23 protein-coding genes are annotated in these 23004 nt (G+C 72.3%); all 23 read left to right on the top strand.

The window, feature by feature from the left end:
• The first annotated feature begins 316 nt into the window (after positions 1 to 316).
• Positions 317 to 865: a bifunctional pyr operon transcriptional regulator/uracil phosphoribosyltransferase PyrR gene (gene pyrR / locus ABD161_RS10645; protein WP_135113063.1), complete on the top strand. Its 549-nt coding sequence runs from the start codon at positions 317 to 319 to the stop codon at positions 863 to 865.
• The gene (locus ABD161_RS10640) at positions 862 to 1836 is read left to right on the top strand and encodes an aspartate carbamoyltransferase catalytic subunit (RefSeq protein ID WP_135113065.1); all 975 of its coding nucleotides are present in this window, start codon (positions 862 to 864) and stop codon (positions 1834 to 1836) included. The genes pyrR and ABD161_RS10640 overlap by 4 nt, the downstream gene beginning before the upstream one ends.
• On the top strand, positions 1833 to 3191 hold the full coding sequence (locus ABD161_RS10635; RefSeq protein WP_344002392.1) for a dihydroorotase: 1359 nt from the start codon (positions 1833 to 1835) through the stop codon (positions 3189 to 3191). The genes ABD161_RS10640 and ABD161_RS10635 overlap by 4 nt, the downstream gene beginning before the upstream one ends.
• Complete coding sequence (locus ABD161_RS10630) at positions 3188 to 3712, top strand: PH-like domain-containing protein (protein WP_344002389.1); 525 nt, start codon at positions 3188 to 3190, stop codon at positions 3710 to 3712. The genes ABD161_RS10635 and ABD161_RS10630 overlap by 4 nt, the downstream gene beginning before the upstream one ends.
• The gene (gene carA, locus ABD161_RS10625; RefSeq protein ID WP_344002386.1) at positions 3709 to 4869 is read left to right on the top strand and encodes a glutamine-hydrolyzing carbamoyl-phosphate synthase small subunit; all 1161 of its coding nucleotides are present in this window, start codon (positions 3709 to 3711) and stop codon (positions 4867 to 4869) included. Before ABD161_RS10630 ends, carA begins: the two co-directional genes overlap by 4 nt.
• The gene (gene carB, locus ABD161_RS10620; protein ID WP_344002384.1) at positions 4862 to 8170 is read left to right on the top strand and encodes a carbamoyl-phosphate synthase large subunit; all 3309 of its coding nucleotides are present in this window, start codon (positions 4862 to 4864) and stop codon (positions 8168 to 8170) included. Before carA ends, carB begins: the two co-directional genes overlap by 8 nt.
• A complete protein-coding gene (pyrF, locus tag ABD161_RS10615) occupies positions 8167 to 9033 on the top strand; it encodes an orotidine-5'-phosphate decarboxylase (RefSeq protein WP_344002381.1) in 867 nt (288 codons plus the stop codon). The genes carB and pyrF overlap by 4 nt, the downstream gene beginning before the upstream one ends.
• Positions 9026 to 9961: a guanylate kinase gene (gene gmk, locus ABD161_RS10610; protein ID WP_344002378.1), complete on the top strand. Its 936-nt coding sequence runs from the start codon at positions 9026 to 9028 to the stop codon at positions 9959 to 9961. Before pyrF ends, gmk begins: the two co-directional genes overlap by 8 nt.
• Positions 9962 to 10049: 88 nt before the next feature.
• Entirely contained in the window at positions 10050 to 10304 is a 255-nt protein-coding gene (rpoZ, locus tag ABD161_RS10605; protein ID WP_055988299.1) for a DNA-directed RNA polymerase subunit omega, read from the top strand.
• 115 nt (positions 10305 to 10419) lie between these two features.
• Positions 10420 to 11607, top strand: coding sequence for a methionine adenosyltransferase (gene metK / locus ABD161_RS10600; RefSeq protein WP_135113079.1), 1188 nt, complete (start codon positions 10420 to 10422; stop codon positions 11605 to 11607).
• Between the two features lie 24 nt (positions 11608 to 11631).
• Positions 11632 to 13626, top strand: a complete 1995-nt coding sequence (locus ABD161_RS10595; protein ID WP_344002372.1) for a primosomal protein N' family DNA-binding protein — start codon at positions 11632 to 11634, stop codon at positions 13624 to 13626.
• A gap of 81 nt (positions 13627 to 13707) precedes the next feature.
• Positions 13708 to 14631 (top strand): methionyl-tRNA formyltransferase, encoded by a 924-nt coding sequence (fmt, locus tag ABD161_RS10590; protein ID WP_344002524.1) that lies wholly within the window; start codon positions 13708 to 13710, stop codon positions 14629 to 14631.
• Positions 14631 to 16100, top strand: a complete 1470-nt coding sequence (locus ABD161_RS10585; RefSeq protein ID WP_344002370.1) for an RsmB/NOP family class I SAM-dependent RNA methyltransferase — start codon at positions 14631 to 14633, stop codon at positions 16098 to 16100. Before fmt ends, ABD161_RS10585 begins: the two co-directional genes overlap by 1 nt.
• A 22-nt stretch (positions 16101 to 16122) precedes the next feature.
• Entirely contained in the window at positions 16123 to 16800 is a 678-nt protein-coding gene (gene rpe / locus ABD161_RS10580; protein ID WP_344002367.1) for a ribulose-phosphate 3-epimerase, read from the top strand.
• 94 nt (positions 16801 to 16894) lie between these two features.
• Positions 16895 to 17158: a phosphoribosyl-ATP diphosphatase gene (locus tag ABD161_RS10575; protein ID WP_135113089.1), complete on the top strand. Its 264-nt coding sequence runs from the start codon at positions 16895 to 16897 to the stop codon at positions 17156 to 17158.
• 41 nt (positions 17159 to 17199) lie between these two features.
• Positions 17200 to 18039 carry an ATP phosphoribosyltransferase gene (gene hisG, locus ABD161_RS10570; RefSeq protein WP_344002363.1) on the top strand — a complete coding sequence of 280 codons (840 nt, stop codon included), beginning with the start codon at positions 17200 to 17202 and terminating at the stop codon, positions 18037 to 18039.
• Positions 18040 to 18041: 2 nt separating this feature from the next.
• A complete protein-coding gene (gene hisF, locus ABD161_RS10565; RefSeq protein WP_135113093.1) occupies positions 18042 to 18803 on the top strand; it encodes an imidazole glycerol phosphate synthase subunit HisF in 762 nt (253 codons plus the stop codon).
• A complete protein-coding gene (gene hisI / locus ABD161_RS10560; RefSeq protein ID WP_344002360.1) occupies positions 18800 to 19222 on the top strand; it encodes a phosphoribosyl-AMP cyclohydrolase in 423 nt (140 codons plus the stop codon). Before hisF ends, hisI begins: the two co-directional genes overlap by 4 nt.
• Positions 19219 to 19806 (top strand): Trp biosynthesis-associated membrane protein, encoded by a 588-nt coding sequence (locus tag ABD161_RS10555; protein ID WP_344002356.1) that lies wholly within the window; start codon positions 19219 to 19221, stop codon positions 19804 to 19806. The genes hisI and ABD161_RS10555 overlap by 4 nt, the downstream gene beginning before the upstream one ends.
• Before the next feature lie 111 nt (positions 19807 to 19917).
• A complete protein-coding gene (locus ABD161_RS10550; protein WP_344002353.1) occupies positions 19918 to 20148 on the top strand; it encodes an HGxxPAAW family protein in 231 nt (76 codons plus the stop codon).
• Positions 20149 to 20150: 2 nt separating this feature from the next.
• The gene (gene trpC / locus ABD161_RS10545; RefSeq protein ID WP_344002521.1) at positions 20151 to 20927 is read left to right on the top strand and encodes an indole-3-glycerol phosphate synthase TrpC; all 777 of its coding nucleotides are present in this window, start codon (positions 20151 to 20153) and stop codon (positions 20925 to 20927) included.
• Positions 20928 to 20989: 62 nt separating this feature from the next.
• Positions 20990 to 22207: a tryptophan synthase subunit beta gene (trpB, locus tag ABD161_RS10540; RefSeq protein ID WP_344002518.1), complete on the top strand. Its 1218-nt coding sequence runs from the start codon at positions 20990 to 20992 to the stop codon at positions 22205 to 22207.
• Positions 22204 to 22995: a tryptophan synthase subunit alpha gene (gene trpA / locus ABD161_RS10535; protein ID WP_344002350.1), complete on the top strand. Its 792-nt coding sequence runs from the start codon at positions 22204 to 22206 to the stop codon at positions 22993 to 22995. The genes trpB and trpA overlap by 4 nt, the downstream gene beginning before the upstream one ends.
• The last annotated feature ends 9 nt before the right edge of the window (positions 22996 to 23004 follow it).

Genomic DNA, 23004 nt, shown 5'->3' with positions numbered 1-23004 from the left:
GGTTATCGAGCGAGCTTGCGAGTCGAGATGACGGACCCGCACATGTCGGTCGCTTCGGCTCGCTGGCGCTCGCTCAGCAACCGGTGGGGCAAACGTGCGGCGTGTGCACCTTCGCGCCGCTTGTTCGGTGCGTTTGCCGCACCTCTGCGTGCCCCAGCCCGGTTATCGAGCGAGCTTGCGAGTCGAGATGGACCCGCACGGGCCCGTCGCTTCGGCTCGTTCAGCAACCGGCGCGCGCTGGGGGAGTCCGGCACCGGTAGGCTGGACGCACCTGCACCTTTAACACCGTCCCGTGAGGCGGAGAAGGGAGAGGCCCATGAGCACGCGCGCTGTGCTGAATGACGCCGACATCACGCGGGCCCTGACTCGGATCGCCCATGAGATCCTCGAGTCGAACAAGGGCCCGGACGACCTTATCCTCCTCGGGATCCCGACCCGCGGCGTCACCCTCGCCCGCCGGCTCGCTGCGCTGATCGAGCGCTTCGCCGGAACCGTCGTGCCCACCGGGGCCCTGGACGTCACGATGTACCGCGACGACCTCTCCCAGCACCCGACGCGCACGCCGCGGCCGACCGAGATCCCGCCCGGCGGCATCGACGGCAAGGTCGTTGTGCTCGTCGACGACGTGCTGTTCTCCGGGCGCAGCATCCGCGCCGCGCTCGACGCGCTGAACGACATCGGCCGGCCCGCCGCCGTGCGCCTCGCGATCCTCGTCGACCGCGGCCACCGCGAGCTGCCGATCCGGCCCGACTTCGTCGGGAAGAACCTGCCGTCCTCGCGCTCCGAGCGCGTGAACGTGCGCCTCGCCGAGATCGACGGCGGGGCCGACGAGGTCACGATCGAGGCACGGGAGGACGAGCGATGAGGCACCTGCTCGACACGCGCACGCTCGCCCGCGAGGACGCCATCCGCATCCTCGACATCGCCGAGGACATGGCCGACACGCAGTCGCGCGAGGTCAAGAAGCTCCCGACCCTGCGCGGCAAGACGGTCGTCAACCTGTTCTTCGAGGACTCGACCCGCACCCGCATCTCGTTCGAGGCCGCGGCAAAGCGGCTCTCGGCCGACGTCATCAACTTCGCCGCCAAGGGCTCGAGCGTCTCCAAGGGCGAGAGCCTGCAGGACACCGCTCAGACGCTGCAGGCGATGGGGGCCGACGCGGTGGTCATCCGCCACGGCGCCTCCGGGGCGCCCCGCACCCTCGCGACCAGCGGATGGATCGACGCGGGCGTCGTGAACGCCGGCGACGGAACGCACGAGCACCCCACGCAGGCCCTGCTCGACGCCTTCACGATGCGCAAGCGCCGCTACGGCGGCGACAGCCGCGGACGCGATCTCGCGGGCTTCCGGGTGGCGATCGTCGGCGACATCCTCCACTCCCGGGTCGCACGCTCGAACGTCTGGCTGCTTCACACCCTCGGCGCGGAGGTGACGCTCGTCGCCCCGCCGACGCTGCTTCCCCAGGACACGTCGGCGTGGCCGGTGACCGTGCGCTATGACCTCGACGAGGCGATCGCCGACGCTCCCGACGCGGTCATGATGCTGCGCATCCAGCTGGAGCGCATGAACGCGGCGTATTTCCCCTCTGAGCGGGAGTATTCGCGTCGCTGGGGGCTCGATCCTCGGCGCCTCATCAGCCTCCCTCCCGGTAGCATCGTCATGCACCCCGGGCCCATGAACAGGGGTCTGGAGATCTCCGCCGAGGCCGCCGATTCGCCCCGCTCGACCGTGCTCGAGCAGGTCAAGGCCGGCGTATCGGTGCGGATGGCGGTGCTGTACCTGCTGCTGGCAGGCGAGCGGACGAACCCGAAGCGCGCAAACGAGGAGGGGCGATGAGCCTGAAGCCCACGAACGAGGTCCTCCTCATCACCGGAGCAGCGATCGAGGGCGGCGACCGAGCCGACCTGCTGATCGAGAACGGCCGGATCACCGAGGTCGGCACCGGACTGTCCCGCGAGGGTGCGACGCGCATCGACGCGGACGGCCTGATCGCCCTGCCCGGCCTCGTCGATCTCCACACCCACCTGCGCGAGCCCGGCTACGAGGCGAGCGAGACCATCCTGACCGGCACGCGCGCGGCTGCCGCGGGTGGGTTCACCGCGGTGTTCGCGATGCCCAACACCTCGCCGGTCGCCGATACCGCGGGAGTGGTCGAGCAGGAGCTCGCCCTCGGCGAGGCGGCCGGCTACGCGACGGTGCAGCCCATCGGCGCGGTCACGGTCGGCCAGAAGGGCGAGCGGCTCGCTGAGCTCGGCGCCATGGCCGATTCTCGGGCGCGGGTCCGCGTCTTCAGCGACGACGGCTTCTGCGTGTGGGACCCGCTGATCATGCGCCGCGCGCTCGAGTACGTGAAGGCCTTCGACGGCGTGGTCGCGCAGCACGCGCAGGACCCCCGGCTCACCGAGGGCGCGCAGATGAACGAGGGGATCGTCTCGGCCGAGCTCGGCCTCACGGGATGGCCCGCCGTCGCCGAGGAGTCGATCATCGCGCGCGACGTGCTGCTCGCCGAGCACGTCGGCTCGCGACTGCACGTCTGCCACCTCTCGACGGCCGGATCGGTCGACATCATCCGGTGGGCGAAGAAGCGGGGGATCGCGGTCACCGCCGAGGTCACCCCCCACCACCTGCTGCTGACCGACGAGCTCGTGCGCGGCTACGACGCCCGCTACAAGGTCAACCCGCCGCTGCGGACGGCCGAGGATGTGCATGCGGTCCGTGAGGGCCTCGCCGACGGCACCATCGACATCGTCGCCACCGACCACGCACCCCACCCCGCCGAGGCGAAGGCGTGCGAGTGGCCCGCGGCGGCCAACGGAATGGTCGGCCTCGAGAGCGCGCTGCGCGTCGTCCACCAGGCGATGGTCGAGACCGGCCTGCTCGACTGGGCGGACGTGGCGCGCGTGATGTCCGCGACGCCGGCGCGGATCGGGCGGCTCGAAGGACACGGCACGCCGCTCGCTGTGGGTCAGCCCGCCGAGCTCACGCTCTACGATCCCCGCACCGGCGGCTCATTCGGCACCGATGACCTGCGCGGCCGCAGCGTGAACTCGCCGTACGTCGGGCGCGAGCTTCCCGGCCAGGTGATGTGGACGATCCACCGCGGCTACGTCACCCTCGCGAACGGCGAGCTCGTCGAGCCGCAGGGGGTCATCGCATCCGATGCATTGAGCGAGCGGAGCGAGTCGAAATGACCCAGGAAGCCGCCGCACTGATCCTCGTCGGCCTCGCCGTCGTCGTGCTCGCGCTGATGGCGTGGGGCTGGCGACGACGATCCCGGCGCGACGCCGGCATCGCGGCCCCGGTCGGCGAACGCCGCGGCGAGATCCGCGGCACGTTCACCGGCCTGTACGTCGCCACGACGCGCCACGAGGCGCCGCTGGATCGCCTGAACGTGCGGCACCTCGCGTTCCGTGCCCGGGCGACCGTGGTCGTGACCGACGCCGGCGTCGCGCTCGAGCTGCCGGGATCGGCTCCCGTCTTCCTCGGCGCCGCGCGCATCGAGGGCGCGGGACGCGCCACCTGGGCGATCGACCGCGTCGTCGAGAACGACGGCCTCGTCCTGGTCGCCTGGACCGCCGACGACGGCACCGTCTGCGACACCTACCTCCGTCTGCAGGACGGCGATCCGGATGCCCTCGTGGCCGAGATCGCGCGTCTTCAGACGCCGACCGACTCACCCTCCGACTCCACCCAGATGGGAGCACAGCGATGACATCGCTCCTCGACCGCCAGCCTGCGGTGCTCGTCCTCGAAGACGGCACGCGCTACCCCGGGCACGCCTACGGCGCCCGCGGCACCACCCTCGGCGAGGTGGTCTTCACGACCGGCATGACCGGCTACCAGGAGACCCTCACCGACCCGTCGTACGCCGGCCAGATCGTGCTGCAGACCGCACCGCACATCGGCAACACCGGCGTCAACACCGAAGACCCCGAGTCGCGCCGCGTCTGGGTCGCCGGCTACATCGTGCGCGACCCCAGCCGCGTGGTGTCGAGCTGGCGTGCCGAGGAGACCCTCGACGACGCCCTCGAGCGCGACGGCATCGTCGGGATCAGCGGGATCGACACCCGCGCCATCACGCGCCACATCCGCTCCGCCGGCAGCATGCGCGGCGGGATCTTCTCGGGCGACGCCGAGTCCCTCGCCGAGGAGGAGCAGCTGCGCCTCGTCACCGAGGCGCCGGAGATGGCCGGCCAGAACCTCTCCGACCAGGTGTCGGTCGAGGTCGCCGAGGTCACGCCGGCCGTCGGCGAGAAGATCGGCAACCTCGCGGTGATCGACCTCGGCATCAAGCAGGCGACCGTGAACAACCTCGCCCGCCGCGGGTTCGAGGTGCACGTCCTGCCGCAGAACGTCACCCGGGAGCAGCTGCTCGCGATCGAGCCGGTCGCCGCCTTCTACTCGAACGGACCCGGAGACCCCGCGGCCTCCGAGGGCCACGTCGAACTGCTGCGCGGCATCCTCGACGAGCGCCTTCCGTTCTTCGGCATCTGCTTCGGCAACCAGCTGCTCGGCCGCGCGCTCGGCCTCGGCACGTACAAGCTCCCGTTCGGCCACCGCGGCATCAACCAGCCGGTGAAGGACAAGCTCACCGGGCGCGTCGAGATCACCGCCCACAACCACGGCTTCGCGGTCGAGGCGCCCCTCGAGGGCGAGTTCGACAGCCCCGCCGGCTACGGCCGCGTCGAGGTCAGCCACGTGGGCCTGAACGACGACGTCGTCGAGGGCCTGCGCGCCCTCGACATCCCCGCGTTCTCGGTGCAGTACCACCCCGAGGCCGCGGGCGGCCCCAACGACGCCAACTACCTCTTCGACCGCTTCCGCGACATGGTCGTGGAGCACCTCACCAAGAAGGACGCGAATGCCTAAGCGCGACGACATCCAGTCCGTCCTCGTCATCGGCTCCGGACCGATCGTCATCGGTCAGGCCGTGGAGTTCGACTACTCCGGCACCCAGGCGTGCCGCGTGCTCCGCGAGGAGGGCGTGCGCGTCATCCTGGTGAACTCGAACCCGGCCACGATCATGACCGACCCCGAGTTCGCCGACGCGACCTACGTCGAGCCGATCACCCCCGAGGTCATCGAGTCGATCATCGCGAAGGAGAAGCCGGACGCGATCCTGCCGACGCTCGGCGGCCAGACCGCGCTGAACGCCGCCATGGCGCTTCACGAGCGCGGCATCCTCGAGAAGTACGGCGTCGAGCTGATCGGCGCGAAGGTGGATGCCATCCGCAAGGGCGAGGACCGCCAGATCTTCAAGCAGCTGGTCATCGACGCCGGCGCGGAGGTCGCCCGCAGCGTGATCGCCCACACGATGGACGAGGTGCTCGCCGGCGCCGAGGAGCTCGGCTACCCGCTCGTCGTGCGCCCGTCCTTCACAATGGGCGGCCTCGGCTCGGGCTTCGCGTTCGACGAGCAGGATCTGCGCCGCATCGCCGGCCAGGGCCTGCGCGAGTCGACCACGACCGAGGTGCTGCTCGAGGAGTCGATCCTCGGGTGGAAGGAGTATGAGCTCGAGCTCATGCGCGACACGGCCGACAACACGGTCGTGGTCTGCTCGATCGAGAACGTCGACCCCGTCGGCGTCCACACGGGAGACTCGATCACCGTCGCCCCGGCGCTGACGCTGACCGACCGCGAGTACCAGAAGCTGCGCGACATCGGCATCGACATCATCCGCGCCGTCGGCGTCGACACGGGCGGCTGCAACATCCAGTTCGCGGTCAACCCGGAGAACGGCCGGATCATCGTGATCGAGATGAACCCGCGAGTGTCGCGCTCGTCGGCGCTCGCGTCGAAGGCCACGGGCTTCCCGATCGCGAAGCTCGCCGCCAAGCTCGCCCTCGGCTATCGCCTGGATGAGGTGCCCAACGACATCACGAAGGTGACCCCCGCGTCGTTCGAGCCCACGCTCGACTACGTGGTCGTGAAGGTGCCCCGGTTCGCGTTCGAGAAGTTCCCCGCCGCCGACCCGACCCTCACGACGACCATGAAGTCGGTCGGCGAGGCGATGGCGATCGGCCGCAACTACACGACCGCGCTGCAGAAGGCCCTCCGCTCGGTCGAGAAGCGCGGTTCGAGCTTCCACTGGGGCGACGAGCCGCGCTCCGCCGAGGAGCTGCTCCTCGAGGCCCGCACTCCCACGGACGGCCGCATCGTGCTCGTGCAGCAGGCGCTGCGCAAGGGCGCGACGGTCGCCGAGGCGTTCGACGCCACCGCGATCGACCCGTGGTTCCTCGACCAGATCGTGCTGATCAACGAGGTGGCCGACGTGGTCGCGGGTGCGGCGGAGCTGGATGAGCGCGTGCTGCGCCTGGCGAAGGAGCACGGCTTCTCGGACGTCCAGATCGCGCAGCTGCGCGGCGTCGACGAGGCGGATGTGCGCGGCGTCCGGTACGAGCTCGGGCTGCGCCCGGTGTTCAAGACGGTCGACACGTGCGCGGGCGAGTTCCCGGCGCTCACGCCGTACCACTACTCGAGCTACGACTTCGAGTCGGAGGTGACCCCCTCCGACCGCAAGAAGGTCGTGATCATCGGATCCGGCCCGAACCGCATCGGGCAGGGCGTCGAGTTCGACTACTCGTGCGTGCACGCGTCGTTCGCGCTGTCGGCGGCCGGGTTCGAGACGATCATGATCAACTGCAACCCCGAGACCGTGTCGACCGACTACGACACGTCCGACCGCCTCTACTTCGAGCCGCTGACGCTCGAGGACGTGCTCGAGGTGCTGCACGTCGAGTCGCTCTCGGGCGAGATCCACGGCGTCGTCTGCCAGCTCGGCGGCCAGACCCCGCTCGGGCTCGCGAAGGGCATCGAGCAGGCCGGCTACACGATCCTCGGCACCAGCCCCGCGGCGATCGACCTCGCCGAGGACCGCAAGCTCTTCGGCGAGATCCTCGAGCGCGGCGGCCTGCTCGCCCCGCGCAACGGCACGGCGACCGACGAGGCCGAGGCGGTCCGCATCGCCGAGGAGATCGGCTACCCGGTGCTCGTGCGCCCCAGCTTCGTGCTCGGCGGCCGCGGCATGGAGATCGTGTACGACACCGCGAGCCTGCGCGACTACTTCGCACGCATCGCGGAGCACGCCATCATCGGTGCGGATGCCCCGCTGCTCGTCGACCGCTTCCTCGACGACGCCGTGGAGATCGACGTCGACGCGCTCTACGACGGCCACGAGCTGTACATCGGCGGCATCATGGAGCACCTCGAGGAGGCCGGCATCCACTCCGGCGACTCGAGCTGCGCGCTGCCGCCCATGTCGCTCGGCCGCACCGAGATCGACCGCGTGCGCGAGGCGACCCTCGCGATCGCGCAGGGTGTGGGCGTCCGCGGCCTGCTGAACGTGCAGTTCGCGATCAGCGCCGGCGTGCTCTACGTCATCGAGGCGAACCCCCGCGCGAGCCGCACGGTGCCGTTCGTGTCGAAGGCGCTGGGCATCCCGCTCGCCAAGGCCGCCGCGCGCATCACGGCGGGCGAGACGATCGACACGCTTCGCTCCGAGGGTCTGCTGCCGCAGACCGACGGATCGCGCGTGCCGCTCGATTCGCCGGTCTCCGTCAAGGAGGCGGTGCTGCCGTTCAAGCGGTTCCGCACCCGGGAGGGACAGATCGTCGACTCGGTGCTCGGGCCGGAGATGCGCTCCACCGGCGAGGTCATGGGCATCGACCGCGACTTCCCGACGGCGTTCGCGAAGAGCCAGTCGGCGGCCTACGGCGGAATCCCGCTGAGCGGCACCGTGTTCATCTCGGTCGCCGACGCCGACAAGCGCGACGTGATCCTGCCGGCCCACCGCCTGCAGCAGCTCGGCTTCTCGATCCTCGCGACCGAGGGCACTGCCGAGATCCTGCTGCGCAACGGCATCAAGGCGGAGGTCGTGGGCAAGTACAGCGCGACCCAGGAGTCCGGCGAGGAGAACATCGTCGACCTCATCAACGAGGGTCGCGTGGACATCATCGTGAACACCCCGAGCGGCATGTCGGCGCGCGCGGACGGCTACGAGATCCGCGCCGCGGCGGTCGGCGGCGACAAGGCCCTGTTCACCACGATCGCCACGCTGGGCGCCGCGGTGAGCGCCATGGACACCATGCGCGACGGCTTCCGGGTGAAGAGCCTGCAGGAGTACGCGACCGAGCGCGCGGAGCGCACCGCCCTCGCCCTGGGGGCGGTGTGACCGCATCCGCCGGCTCGTTCGGAGAGCGCGCCCGCGCCGCCATCGCGCGGCGCGGGCACCTCTGCGTCGGCATCGACCCCCACGAGCCGCTCCTGGCGGCGTGGGGGCTCAGCGCCGATGCCGCGGGGGTGCGCGAGTTCGGGCTCCGCGTCGTCGAGGCCGCCACCGGGCGCGCCGGGTTCGTGAAGCCCCAGGTGTCGTTCTTCGAGCGTCACGGGTCGGCCGGCATCGCCGCCCTCGAGGACGTTCTCGCCGCGGCGCGCGGCGCGGGACTGCTCGCGATCGCCGACGCCAAACGCGGCGACATCGGATCGACGATGGACGCGTACGCGACGGCGTGGCTGACGCCCGGTGCCCCGCTCGAGGCGGATGCGCTGACCGTGACCCCGTACCTCGGCGTCGGGTCCCTCGATGGCACCTTCGACCTCGCGCACGCCCACGGCAAGGGGGCGTTCGTGCTGGCGGCGACGAGCAATCCCGAGGCGACGGCGCTGCAGCGGGCGACGACGGGTGACGGCCGGACGGTCTCCGCCGAGATCGTCGCCGAGGTCTCCCGGCGCAACGCCGAGGCCATGGGGCAGGGCCGGTGGGGGAGCCTCGGCTTCGTCATCGGCGCCACGGTCGACTGGGCCGCCGCGGGGCTGGAGCCCTTCTCGCCCGTGGCGCCCATCCTGGCCCCGGGCTTCGGCCACCAGGGGGCCCGCCCCGATCAGCTGCGAGCCGTGTATGGCACGATGGCCCCCGCGGTCGTCGCGAGCGAGAGCCGCAGCCTCCTGTCCGCGGGCCCCGCCGGCATCGCGGATGCGATCGCCGCGGCCGCCGACGCCTACCCGCCCGTCACCGAGGGGAGCCTGCATGTCTGACACCGCAGATGACGCGCCTCGCGCCACCGCGTCACGGCCCCCGGAGGTCGACAGGGCCGCGGCCTCCCGCCGCGCGGTGGCCGCCCGGCGCGCGCGTGCGTCGCTGAAGCGCGACCTCGCCACCCGTGTCGTGACCCCGCAGGAGGTGCTGCGTCGCGCCGCGGCCGACCCGGCCTCGCCGGCCGGCACGCTCCGCGTTCCCGACTTCCTGACCTCGCTGCCCGCGATCGGCGAGGGCAAGCGCGACCGCATCCTGACCGAGCTCGGCATCTCGCCGGTCAAGCGCCTCGGCGGCCTCGGCACGCGGCAGCGCTCGGCCCTCGAGGCGTGGCTCGATCGGCGGATGCCCGAGCCGCGACCGCGCCCGGGACGCAGCCGCCTCCTCGTGCTCGCCGGCCCGACCGCCGTCGGCAAGGGGACAGTGTCGGCCAAGATCCGCGAGGAGCACCCCGAGATCCTCGTCTCGGTGTCGGCGACGACGCGTCCTCCCCGCCCCGGCGAGATCGACGGCGTCCACTACTACTTCGTGGACGACGCGGAGTTCGATCGCATGCTCGCCGAGGACGAGCTGCTCGAGCACGCCGTCGTGCACAACAAGTACCGCTACGGCACGCCGCGCGGACCGATCGAGGCCGCGCTGGCCGAGGGGCGCACCGTCCTGCTCGAGATCGATCTGCAGGGCGCGCGGCAGGTGCGCGCCGCCGATCCGCGCGCCTCGCTGGTGTTCCTGCTGCCGCCGAGCTGGGATGAGCTCGTGCAGCGGCTCGTCGGCCGCGGCACCGAGGACGCGGAGGAGCGCGCCCGTCGCCTCCGCACCGCGCGGGTCGAGCTGGCGGCCCAGGGGGAGTTCGACTTCCACGTCGTGAACGAGGACGTCGCCACCGCCGCGCGCCAGGTCGTAGACTTGACCCAGGCGTCCGCGCGCTGATCCGTCTGGTCCGCTCCGGACCGCATCCAGATCCGCCGACGCCGATCGTCTTCCACGCGACTGCCGTCGCCCAGCCAGGAGGTTCCGCATGACCACGGAGAACAAGGGCATCATCGACCCGCCCATCGACGAGCTGCTCGACAAGGTCGACTCGAAGTACCAGCTCGTGATCTACGGCGCGAAGCGCGCCCGCCAGATCAACGACTACTACACGGATCTCCACGAGGGGAACCTGTTCGACAACGTCGGCCCGCTCGTCGACTCGTCGGTCGAGGACAAGCCGCTGACGATCGCGCTCCACGAGATCCACCAGGACAAGCTGCGCCTGCGTCACGCCGAGTGACACGCGCCTGACCTGATGTCGGTGGTCGCCCCCATCATGGGTGGCGACCACCTTCTCGTCTGAGCCCTGTCACCGGTCGCACACCGCCCGCCGAAACGCCTCGCCTAGGAGCAGCATGAGCCTTCGCCTCTTCACGTCGGAGTCCGTCACCGAGGGTCACCCCGACAAGATCTGCGACCAGATCTCCGACAGCATCCTCGACGGGCTGCTGGCGCAGGACGCCGAGAGCCGCGTCGCGGTGGAGACGCTCGTGACGACCGGCCTCGTGCACGTCGCCGGCGAGATCCGCACCGAGGCGTACGTCGAGATCCCCGCGATCGTGCGCGGCGTGATCAACCGCATCGGCTACACGTCGAGCGACATGGGCTTCGACGGCGACTCCTGCGGCGTCAGCGTGTCGGTGGGCGAGCAGTCGAGCGACATCGCGGCGGGCGTCGACACGGCGCTCGAGACGCGCGAGGGCTCGTCGGATCACTACGACGAGCTCGGCGCGGGCGACCAGGGCATCATGTTCGGCTTCGCGGCGAACGAGACACCGCAGCTCATGCCGATGGCCGCGTGGGCCTCCCACCGCCTCGCCGAGCGGCTCACCGAGGTGCGCCGCAACGGCGAGATGCCCTTCCTGCGTCCCGACGGCAAGACGCAGGTCACGCTCGGCTACGAGGGGTTCACGCCGAAGACGGTCGACGCCGTCGTGGTGTCCACGCAGCACCACCCGAAGATGACGCAGGACGAGATCCGCGCCGAGGTCGAGGAGCGCGTGATCCGCCCCGTGCTCGAGCAGACGGGGCTCGACTTCGAGGGCGTGAAGCTCTACATCAACCCCGCGGGCCCGTTCGTCACCGGCGGCCCCAAGGGCGACGCGGGGCTCACCGGCCGCAAGATCATCATCGACACCTACGGCGGCGCGGCGCGCCACGGCGGCGGCGCGTTCAGCGGCAAGGACCCGTCGAAGGTCGACCGCTCGGCCGCCTACGCGATGCGCTGGGTCGCCAAGAACGCCGTCGCGGCGGGCCTCGCCGAGCGCCTCGAGGTGCAGGTCGCGTACGCGATCGGCAAGGCGAACCCCGTCGGCCTGTACGTCGAGTCGTTCGGCACGGGCGCCGTGTCCGACGACGTGATCGTCGACGCGATCCGGTCGGTGTTCGACCTGCGGCCGGCCGCGATCATCGAGCAGCTCGACCTGAAGCGCCCGATCTACGCGCAGACCGCCGCGTACGGTCACTTCGGCCGGGAGCTGCCCGATTTCACGTGGGAGCAGACGACGCGCGTCGACGACCTGCGTCGCGCCGCCGGCCTCTGACCCGAGCGGACAAGGGGAGCCGTCGTGTCGCGCCGCGTCGCGCGCGTGCTGATCGACTCGCCGCTGCCCCAGCTCGACCGGCTGTTCGACTACGCGATCCCGGATGAGCTGGCCGGCGAGTGCGTTCCGGGCGTCCGGATCAAGGCGCCGCTGCGCACCGCCGGCCGCGTCGTCGACGGGTACGTGGTCGAGATCGGCGACGAGGCAGACGGCGACAGGCCGCTGTCCGAGCTCGACTCCGTCGTGTCGGCGGCCGAGGTGCTGCCGCCGCGGCTCTACGCGCTCGCCCGGCGCGTCGCCGACCGTGCGGCGGGGTCGGCGGTCGACATCCTGCGGCTCGCGATCCCGAAGCGCCAGGTACGGGTCGAGAAGCAGTGGCTCGCGGGCGACCCGCCGCCGGCTCCGGTGGTGCCTCAGGGTCGGGTGGAGGCCGCCCACGCGCTGCTGGCGGCGTACCCCGGGCTCGCGGAGGGGCTCGAGGAGTCCGGCCGCCTCGCCGTGGACGCGCCGCCCCGGCTCGAGGGTGCCCGTCCGGCGTGGACCGCGCTGATCTCGGCCGCGGCGACGGTGGTGCTCGCCGCCGGGCGCTCGGTGGTGCTCGTGGTGCCCGACCACCGCGACCTCGACGCGCTGCACGGTGCGCTGCTCGAGACGCTGCCCGCCGACGCGGTGGTGCGTCACGACGCCCAGCAGACCGGGCCCGAGCGCTATCGGGGGTTCCTCCGGACGCTCGCCGATGCGCCGTGCGTGGTCATCGGCAACCGCTCGGCCGTGTACTCGCCCGTCGCGCGGCTCGGACTCATCGCGCTGTGGGACGACGGCGATCCCCTGTACGAGGAGCAGCTCGCACCCTACGTGCACGCCCGCGACGCCGCTCTTGTGCGCCAGGAGCTCGCCGACCCCGACTCGGGGGATTCCCCGGCCCTGCTGCTGGCCGGGCACACGCGCACGGCCGACGTGGAGCGGCTGGTGGCGCTCGGCTGGGTGCGCGACGTGCCGGCCGCCCGGCGCTACGCGCCGAACGTCATCCTGAGCGCGGTGAACGAGAGCGAGCGCCCCGGAGCCCGCATCCCGTCGGCGGCGTTCCGCGCGGCGCGTGAGGGCCTCGAGCACGGCCCGGTGCTCGTGCAGGTCGCGCGCCCCGGGTACGCCCCGACGCTGGTGTGCGCCGACTGCCGTGCTCCCGCGCGCTGCCGGCACTGCGGCGGCCCGCTGCATGCTCCCGGCCGGGGCGCGACCCCGGTGTGCGGCTGGTGCGGCCGCTCGGCCACCGCATGGACGTGCGCGGCGTGCTCCTCGCCCCGCGTGCGCCTCGCCTCATCCGGCAGCGAGCGGACGGCGGATGAGCTGGGGCGCGCGTTCCCCGGTGCGCGCGTCATCGTGGCGGACGGCGCCCATCCGGTGCTCGAGGTCGACGACCGTCCGGCCCTTGTCGTCGCGACGCGCGGCGCCGAACCCATCGCCCAGGGCGGGTACCGGGCGGTGCTGCTGCTCGACGGCGACCGGATGCTGCAGGCGCCGGAGCTGAGGATCGGCGAGGCGTGCCTCCGGTGGTGGTCGAACGCGGCGGCACTGGCGGCCCCGGGGGCTCCCGTCCACCTCGTCGGGGTGGGCGGCGCGGTCGGGCGGGCGCTCGCGACCTGGACGCAGGCCGCCTACGCCCGCGCCGAGCTCGCCGACCGCGCGCCGCTGCGGATGCCGCCCACGGCCCGCGTCGCACGCATCGAGGGAGACGTCGCGGCGGTCGATCGCGCGCTCTCCACCCTCCGTGCCGACGTCCCCGAGCTGCCGACCGACGCGGTCCTCGGGCCCGTGCCGCTCGATCGCCAGGGCTGGCCAGGCGCGCGGGCGCTCATCCGCTTCGACTACTCCCGGGGCGCCGCCGTCGCCGCGAGCCTGCGCGCGTCGGTCGTCACCGAGGCGGTGAACGCGCGCTCGTCGCGCCGGGGCTCGGCGAAGTCGCGGGCGCCGCGGAATATACTCACGGCCAGGCTCGACATCGTCGAGCCGGAGTTGTGAATGGCACCGGATGAGCCCCGCGGAGCGGGTGAGGCGCAGGCTGGTGCGCCGCGAGACGGGGGAGCAGTGACCGCTGAACGCATGAGGATCGTGTTCGCGGGGACGCCGTCGGTGGCGGTCCCGTCGCTGCGCGCGCTGCACGCCGCCGGCCACGACATCGCCGCCGTGGTCACCCGCCCCGACGCGCCTCTGGGACGCAAGCGCGTGATGACGCCCTCGCCGGTGGCCGCAGCGGCCGCGGAGCTCGGTCTTCCGGTCATCAAGGCGGCGCGACTGGATGCTGAGGCCACCGAGCGGATCACGCAGCTGCGGCCCGAGCTCGCGGTCGTCGTCGCCTACGGCGGCCTCGTCCGAGAGCCGCTGCTGTCGCAGCCGCCGCATGGCTGGATCAACCTTCACTTCTCGCTGCTGCCGCGCTGGCGCGGGGCGGCGCCGGTGCAGCGCGCGCTGATCGAGGGCGACCGCGTGACGGGTGCCGCGGTGTTCCGGCTGGTGCCCGAGCTCGATGCCGGCGACGTGTTCGGCGAACTGCGCTACGACGTCCCGGAGGACGCGACCGCGGGCGACGTGCTGGAGGCCCTCGCCGAGAGCGGCGCCCGGCTGCTGACCGAGGTCGTCGCCGGCATCGCCGCGGGCACGGCGGTCGCGACCCCCCAGGTCGGCGAGCCGACGCACGCGGCGAAGCTGACGATCGACGACGGGCTTCTCGCGTGGAGCGAGCCGGCGGAGCGCGTCCTCGACCGGTTCCGCGGGGTGACCCCCGAGCCGGGGGCCCACACGACGCTCGACGGCGCCCGGTTCAAGATCCTCGCCGCCCGCCGCGCCGACGGCGCCGGCCACCTGGCGCCCGGCGAGGTCGCCCCGGTCGCGGGCGGCATCCTCGTCGGGACGGGCACCGATCCGATCCTGGTCGATCGGGTGCAGCCGGCCGGCAAGGCGGCGATGGCCGCGAGCGACTGGGCCCGCGGCACGCGCGGCACCGTCGTGCTGGGAGGCGAGGCCTGATGGTCGAGCATCGCGAAGGCGGCGCCCGGCGAGGCGACGGGCACCGTACGTCGTCCCCCGCGCCGCGGAATCGCCGCGCACAGCGGCCGAGCGACAAGGCCTGGCGCCAGGTGCAGCCCGCGCGCCGCGTGGCGTTCGCCGTGCTGCGCGCCGTGCAGGATTCGGACGCCTACGCGAACCTGCTGCTTCCGCGCGAGCTGGAGCGGGCGGGGCTCTCGGGCGGAGACGCCGCCCTCGCCACCGAGCTGACCTACGGCACGCTTCGGCGCCTCGGCACGTACGACGCCGTGATCGCTCTCGCGGCCGACCGCGACCCGGCAACGGTCGACGCGCCCGTGCTCGACGCGCTGCGTCTGGGCGTCCATCAGCTGATGGCGACCCGCGTGGCCTCCCACGCCGCGGTGAACGAGTCCGTCGAGCTCGCTCGCGAGACGGCAGGCGCCAGCGCCGCCGGCTTCGCCAACGCCGTCCTCCGGCGTGTGGCGCGGGAGAACCCGGGCGACTGGCTCACGCGCATCGCGGACACGGCGCGATCGGATGACGAGCGCATCGGGCTCGAGTCGTCGCACCCCGTCTGGATCGTCCGCGCCCTGCGTCGCGCGCTTGCCGCCGAGGGGCGTGCGGACGAGCTCGACGACCTGCTCGACGCCGACAACGTCTCGCCGCGCGTGACCATGGCCGCGCTGCCCGGCCTCGCCGAGACCGACGGAACCCGCACGCCCTACTCGCCGGTCGGCTTCCGTCTCCGCGCCGGCGACCCCGAGCCGCTCGTCCGCGCCTCGGGCGGCACCGTGCGCGTGCAGGACGAGGGGTCGCAGCTCGTCGCCCTGGCACTGACCCGGCTCGCCCCGGTCGAGCCGGGGGAGCGGTGGCTCGATCTCTGCGCGGGCCCGGGTGGCAAGACGGCGCTCCTCGCGGCCGAGGCACTGGCTCACGGCGCGCACCTGGATGCGAACGAGCTCGTTCCCGCCCGCGCCGGTCTCGTGCGCAAGGCGATCGCCCCGATCCCCCTGCAGGTCGACGTCTCGGAGGCCGACGGGCGCGAGCTCGCTGCCGAGCGCGCGGGGACGTACGACCGCGTCCTCGTCGACGCCCCCTGCACCGGTCTCGGCGCCCTGCGCCGGCGGCCGGAGGCGCGCTGGCGCAAGCAGCCGAGCGACGTCGCGGATCTCGCCGTGGTGCAGGCGGGGCTGCTGCGCGCGGCGTTCGCCGCGCTGAGGCCGGGCGGCACCGTCGCATACGTGACGTGCTCGCCGCATCTCGCGGAGACGTCCGCGATCGTCTCCCAGGTGCGCGAGGAGCTGGGCGACGCGGTCGAGGAGCTCGACGCCCGCGCCGTGCTGCGGCGCGTGTCGCGTGGCGCCATCGACCTGCCCACGCCGGCGTCGGGTGCGGGGAGCGCGCAGCTGTGGCCGCACCGCCACGGCACCGACGCGATGTTCCTCGCCCTGCTCCGCAAGACCCGCTGATCCGATCCGGAGGACCCGACCGATGTCGCTACCTGACGCCCCCCGCATCAACCCGAGCATCCTCGCGGCCGATTTCGTGAACATGCAGGCCGAGCTCGCGCGGATCGCGTCGGCCGATTTTGTGCACGTGGACGTGATGGACAACCACTTCGTGCCGAACCTCACGTTCGGGCCGCAGATGGTCGAGCGGATCCAGGCGACGAGTCCCGTGCCGCTCGACGTGCATCTGATGATCGACGATCCGGACCGCTGGGCTCCCGGCTACGCCGAGCTCGGGGCCGCGTCGGTCACCTTCCATCTCGAGGCCGCCGCCGACCCGGTCGCGCTGGCCCGGCGGCTGCGCGAGATCGGCGCCCGCGCGGGCGTGGCGGTCAAGCCCGGCACCGAGGTGGACGGCCTCCTCGAGCACCTCCACGAGTTCGACCAGATCCTGGTGATGACGGTGGAGCCCGGCTTCGGCGGGCAGGGCTTTATGCCGGAGACGATGCCGAAGCTGCGCCGTCTCGCCGACGAGACCCGCCGCCGTGGGGCGGACGTCTGGCTGCAGGTCGACGGCGGCATCGCCGCGGGCACCATCGCGCAGGCCGCGGAGGCGGGCGCCGACACCTTCGTCGCCGGATCCGCCGTGTTCGGGGCCGACGACATCGACGGCGCGATCGCGGGCCTCCGCTCCCTCGCCGCCGCCGCCCACGCCCACTGACCCCTGCCGTCCCGCGTTCAGTACCCTCGTGCGAGCGAAGCGGGTGCCCGAGCGCGTGCGACGAGGGAGCGAAGCGAGCCTCTAAAGTGGATGCGTGAAGACTTTCGATGCCCTGTTCGCCGAGCTGAGCGAGAAGGCTCAGACGCGCCCCGAGGGCTCGGGAACCGTCGCGCAGCTGGATGCCGGCGTCCACGCGATCGGCAAGAAGATCGTGGAGGAGGCGGCCGAGGTCTGGATGGCCGCCGAGTACCAGTCGGACGACGAGGCCGCCGAGGAGATCTCGCAGCTGCTCTACCACCTGCAGGTGATGATGATCGCGAAGGGCCTGACGCCTGCCGACGTCTACCGACATCTGTGAGCTCGCCTCCAGCCCTGTCGACCCCCTTCCTGAAAGCTGACATGCTCCGCATCGCCGTCCCGAACAAGGGATCCCTGTCCGAGACCGCCGCCGAGATGCTCGCCGAGGCCGGCTACGCCGGTCGTCGCGACTCGAAGCAGCTCCACCTCATCGACTCGGCCAACGACGTCGAGTTCTTCTTCCTCCGTCCGCGCGACATCGCCACGTACGTCGCGCTCGGCGCGCTCGACGTGGGCATCACCGGCCGCGACCTCCTGCTCGACGCCCGCATGCCCGCGCGGGAGATCGAGACCCTCGGATTCGCACGGTCGACGTTCCGGTTCGCGGCGGTGCCCGGCCGGTTCGCGGATGTCGCGGCACTCGACGGCGCGCGCATCGCGACGTCGTACCCCGGCCTCGTCGACTCGTTCCTCGACAGCCACGGGGTGGCGGCCGACCTCGTCCCGCTTGACGGTGCCGTGGAGTCCGCGATCGAGCTCGGCGTCGCCGACGCCATCGCCGACGTCGTCGAGACCGGCACGACCCTGCGCCAGGCGGGTCTCGAGATCTTCGGCCCGGTCATCCTCGAGTCCGAGGCGGTGCTGATCCAGGGCCCGCACGAGCGCGCCGGCGTCGACACGCTGCTGCGCCGCCTGCGCGGCGTGATGGTCGCCCGCCAGTACGTGATGGTCGACTACGACCTCCCCGCGAAGCTCGTCGACCGCGCGGTCGAGATCGCCTCCGGAATCGAGTCGCCCACGGTCTCGCCGCTGCGCGATCCCGAGTGGGTGGCAGTGCGCGTGATGGTTCCCCGCAAGGGCGTCAACCGGGTGATGGACGATCTGTACGAGCTCGGCGCGCGCGCCATCCTCGTCACCGCGATCGACAACGCGAGGCTCTGACGATGAGCGTGGTCACGCGCGTCATCCCGTGCCTCGACGTCGCCGCCGGTCGCGTCGTCAAGGGCGTGAACTTCGAGAACCTGCGGGAGATGGGCGATCCCGTCGAACTCGCGCGCGAGTACTTCGAACAGGGCGCCGACGAGCTCACCTTCCTCGACGTGACCGCCACGGTCGACGAGCGCGCGACGATGTACGACGTCGTCCGGCGTACGGCGGAGGAGGTGTTCATCCCGTTGACGGTCGGCGGTGGCGTCCGCACGACCGACGACGTTGCGCGCCTGCAGGGCGTCGGGGCCGACAAGGTGGGAGTGAACTCCGCCGCCATCGCGCGCCCCGACCTGCTCAGCGAGATCGCCGACCGCTTCGGCGCGCAGGCGCTCGTGCTGTCGCTCGACGTGAAGCGGTCGTCTCGGACGCCCTCGGGATTCGTCGTGACGACCCACGGCGGCCGCACCGAGACCGACCTGGATGCCCTCGCGTGGGCCCGCGAGGCGATCGACCGCGGCGCGGGTGAGCTGCTGGTCAACTCGATCGACGCCGACGGCACGAAGCAGGGTTTCGACCTCGAGCTGATCCGCCTGATGCGCGAGCTCTCGAGCGTTCCCGTGATCGCGTCCGGAGGAGCGGGTGCCCCCGAGCACTTCCCGCCGGCGGTGACCGCGGGCGCCGATGCGGTGCTCGCCGCCAGCGTGTTCCACTCGGGCCAGCTGACGATCGACGATGTGAAGCGCGCGCTGCGCGCGGAGGGGATCGACGCGCGATGACTGATCCGGTTGCTGAGCGAGCGGAGCGAGGCGAAGCGACAGGCGCCGAGCGTGACCTCGACGAGCGGATCGCCCGCGTCGCGTTCAACGCCGACGGCCTCGTGCCGGCGATCGTGCAGCAGTGGGACAGCGGCGAGGTGCTGATGCTCGCCTGGCTCGACGCCGAGGCGCTGCGCCGCACCCTCACGACCGGCCGTGTCACGTACTGGTCCCGCTCGCGTCAGGAGTACTGGCGCAAGGGCGACACCTCGGGCAACATCCAGCGCGTCGTCTCCGCGAACCTCGACTGCGACGGCGATGTGGTGCTGCTGAAGGTCGAGCAGACCGGCCCGGCCTGCCACACGGGCACCCGCACCTGCTTCGACGGCCGCGACCTCGGCGCGGTCGCGGCCGACCTCGACGGGACCCCCGCGACGTGAGCCTGCGCACGCGCGCCCGTCCGCTCACCGTCGTCGCCATCCTGGCGGCGGGCGCGATCGGGCTGATCGGCTCGACCCAGACGTGGGCCGTCGCGAGGCTCGCCGACGGCGAGCTGCCGGTCTCCGGATCCATCGCGGTGCCCGTGCTGCAGCCGCTGATGCTCACCGCCCTCGCACTCGGGCTCGTGCTGACCCTTGTCGGACGCGTGCTCCGCTACGTCCTCGGCGCCCTCGCCGTCGTCGTCGCGGGCGCCGTGATCGCGCTGTCGGCGCCCATGCTCGTCGCGCCGCCGCTGTCGGCCGTCGCCCCCGCCGTGACCGAGCGCACCGGCCTGGCGGGAACGGAGGCGGTGGCGGGCGTCGTGTACGACGTCGCGGCGACGCCGTGGCCCCTCGTCACGATCGTCGCGGCCGTGGTGCTCGGACTCGCGGGACTGGCGGTGCTGGCGACCGCGCACCAGTGGACCCGCGGTGGGCGCCGCTATGCCGCAACGGCCGAGCCGGTCGCTCGCACCGAGGACACGACGCTGGATGCCGTCGACTCCTGGGACGATCTGTCCCGCGGCGACGACCCGACCCGCTGACAGCGGCCGAGGGACGACATCCTGGGCGTCGGCCGTCCGCCCGCATCGGATGGCACCCCGCGCGCCCGATAGACTTTCAGAGGTCCCACGCATCGAAGGAGCACATACGCGATGAGCAACCACACCGACGACCCCGGTCACGGACACTCGCCCGCCGCCTGGACGGCCGTCATCATCATGCTGGTCGCGATCTCGCTCGGCACGGTGGCTCTGTTCATCGACGTCTGGGCGCTCTTCTGGGTGGCCGTCGGTCTGCTCGTGGTCGGCCCTCTCGTGGGCTGGATCATGACCAAGGCCGGCTACGGCGCCAACGGACCGAAGTACACGACGAAGGCCCACTGATGCTGCTCGCCGACCTCACGGCCGGCGCGGTGGAGGACGCGGAGAACCGCAGGCTCACCCGCCCGCTGGCGGAGGTCGAGAGCGCGGCTCTCGCTCAGCCGCCCGCCCGCGACGCCCTCGCCGCGCTGGCACCCGCCGCACGCGTTCGCATCATCGCGGAGGTGAAGCGCGCCAGCCCGTCGCGCGGCGACCTCGCCGCCATCCCGGATCCCGCCCACCAGGCAGGGCTGTACGAGCAGGGCGGCGCCTCGGCGATCAGCGTGCTCACCGAGCAGCGGCGGTTCAAGGGAAGCCTCGCCGACCTCACCGCGGTGCGGCAGGCGGTCTCGGTGCCGGTGCTGCGCAAGGACTTCATCGCCACGCCGTACCAGGTGCTCGAGGCACGGGCAGCGGGTGCCGATCTCGTCCTGCTGATCGTCGCGGCGCTGGACCAGCCGGTGCTCGCCGAGCTCTACGGCCTCGTCCGGGAGCTCGGGATGACCCCCCTCGTCGAGGCGCACAGCGCCGACGAGGTCGCCCGCGCCGCGGATCTCGGCGCCGACCTCATCGGGGTGAACGCGCGCGACCTGTCGACGTTCGAGCTCGACCGCGATCTGTTCGGCCGGCTCGTCGAGAAGATCCCTGCGGGCGCCATCAAGGTCGCCGAGTCGGCGGTGCTGACGCCCGCCGACGTCTCCCATTACCGCTCGGCGGGCGCCGACGCGGTGCTCATCGGCGAGGCGCTCGTGACGGGCGACCCCGTGGCCACTCTCAACGCATTCCTGGAGGCCGGATCGTGAGCGACACCACAAGCCTGCGCGACCAGCACGGCCCGTTCTTCGGCGACTTCGGCGGACGGTTCATGCCCGAGTCGCTCGTCGCGGCCATCGACGAGCTCGCGCTCGCCCACGCCGAGGCGATCGCCGATCCCGCCTTCCGCGACGAACTCGCCGGGCTGCTCGCCGACTACGCCGGCCGGCCGTCGGCACTGACCGAGGTGCCGCGCTTCGCCGAGCACGCCGGGGGAGCGCGGGTCTTCCTGAAGCGCGAGGACCTCAACCACACGGGCTCGCACAAGATCAACAACGTGCTCGGTCAGGCGCTGCTCACCAAGCGCCTCGGCAAGACCCGCGTGATCGCCGAGACCGGTGCCGGTCAGCACGGCGTCGCCACGGCCACCGCCGCCGCGCTGTTCGGCCTCGAGTGCACCATCTACATGGGCGAGGTCGACATGGAGCGCCAGGCGCTGAACGTCGCCAGGATGCGCCTGCTCGGCGCCGAGGTCATCCCGGTGACGACCGGATCGCGCACCCTCAAGGACGCGATCAACGAGGCCTACCGAGACTGGGTCGCGAGCGTCGAGACCACAAACTACATCTTCGGCACCGCGGCGGGCCCGCACCCGTTCCCCGCGATGGTGCGCGACTTCCAGAAGATCATCGGCGAGGAGGCGCGCGCCCAGCTCATCGAGCGCGCCGGGCGCCTCCCGGATGCGGTCTTCGCGTGCGTGGGCGGCGGCTCGAATGCGATCGGCATGTTCGACGCGTTCCTCGACGACGAGGGAGTGAAGCTCTACGGCGTCGAGGCCGCCGGTGACGGCGTCGACACCCCGCGTCATGCGGCGTCGATCGAGCGCGGCCGCCCCGGCGTGCTTCACGGATCGCGGACCTACGTGCTGCAGGACGAGGACGGCCAGACGGTCGAGTCCCACTCGATCTCGGCCGGCCTCGACTATCCGGGCGTCGGACCCGAGCACTCCTGGCTCGCCGACATCGGCCGCGCGGAGTACATCCCCGCGACGGACGACGAGGCGATGCAGGCGCTGCGCCTGCTCAGCCGCACCGAGGGGATCATCCCCGCGATCGAATCGGCGCACGCCCTCGCAGGCGCCCTCCGGATCGGCCGCGAGCTGGGCCCGAACGCGATCATCGCCATCTGCCTCTCGGGTCGGGGCGACAAGGACATGGACACCGCCGCGCGCTATTTCGAGCTGTACGACGATGCGCAGGCCGCGCAGGAACACGGGACGCAGGGGGCGCAGGCATGCGATGTACTGAGCGAGCGGAGCGAGTCGAAGTGAGTGTCGTGGAGGACGCGATCGCGAAGGCGCACGCGGAGGGACGCGGCGCGTTCGTCGGCTACCTGCCCGTCGGCTACCCCGACCTGCAGACGAGCATCGACGCGGCCGTCGCCCTCGCCGAGAACGGCGTCGACATCATCGAGCTCGGCCCGCCTTACAGCGACCCGGTGATGGACGGCCCGCTCATCCAGGAGGCAACGCAGGCCGCTCTCGCGGCGGGCTTCCGCACGCGCGACCTGTTCACGGCGCTGCGCGAGATCACCGCGCGCACCGACGTGCCCGTGCTGGTGATGACGTACTGGAACCCCGTCGTGCAGTACGGCGTCGACCGCTACGCCGACGACCTGCTCGCCGCCGGCGGCGCGGGCCTGATCACGCCCGACATGACGCCCGAGGCGGCGCCCGAGTGGATCGCCGCCAGCGAGCGGACCGGCCTGGAGCGGGTCTTCCTCGCCGCGCCGACCTCGAGCGACGAGCGCCTCGACCTCGTGGTCCGCAACACCACGGGCTTCGTCTACACGGTCTCGACGATGGGCATCACGGGCGAGCGCGCCCAGCTGGACGCGGCGGCCCGCACGCTCGTCGAGCGCCTGCGCGCCCACGGCGCCGCCCGCGCCTGCGTGGGCATCGGCATCTCGACGGCCCAGCAGATCTCGGACGTCCTGACGTACGCGGACGGCGCGATCGTCGGCACCGCCCTCGTCCGCGCGCTGCGCGACGGCGGCGTCGAGCAGCTCGCGGCCGTCACGCGCGAGCTGGCGTCCGGTACCCCGCGTCCGTCGAACTAGACTCGGCAT

It is taken from the genome of Microbacterium paludicola (genome assembly GCF_039529675.1).
In the GTDB taxonomy this organism is placed as follows: domain Bacteria; phylum Actinomycetota; class Actinomycetes; order Actinomycetales; family Microbacteriaceae; genus Microbacterium; species Microbacterium paludicola.
Note: the sequence above shows the minus strand (reverse complement) of the source record. Positions and strands in the feature narration are given on the sequence as shown.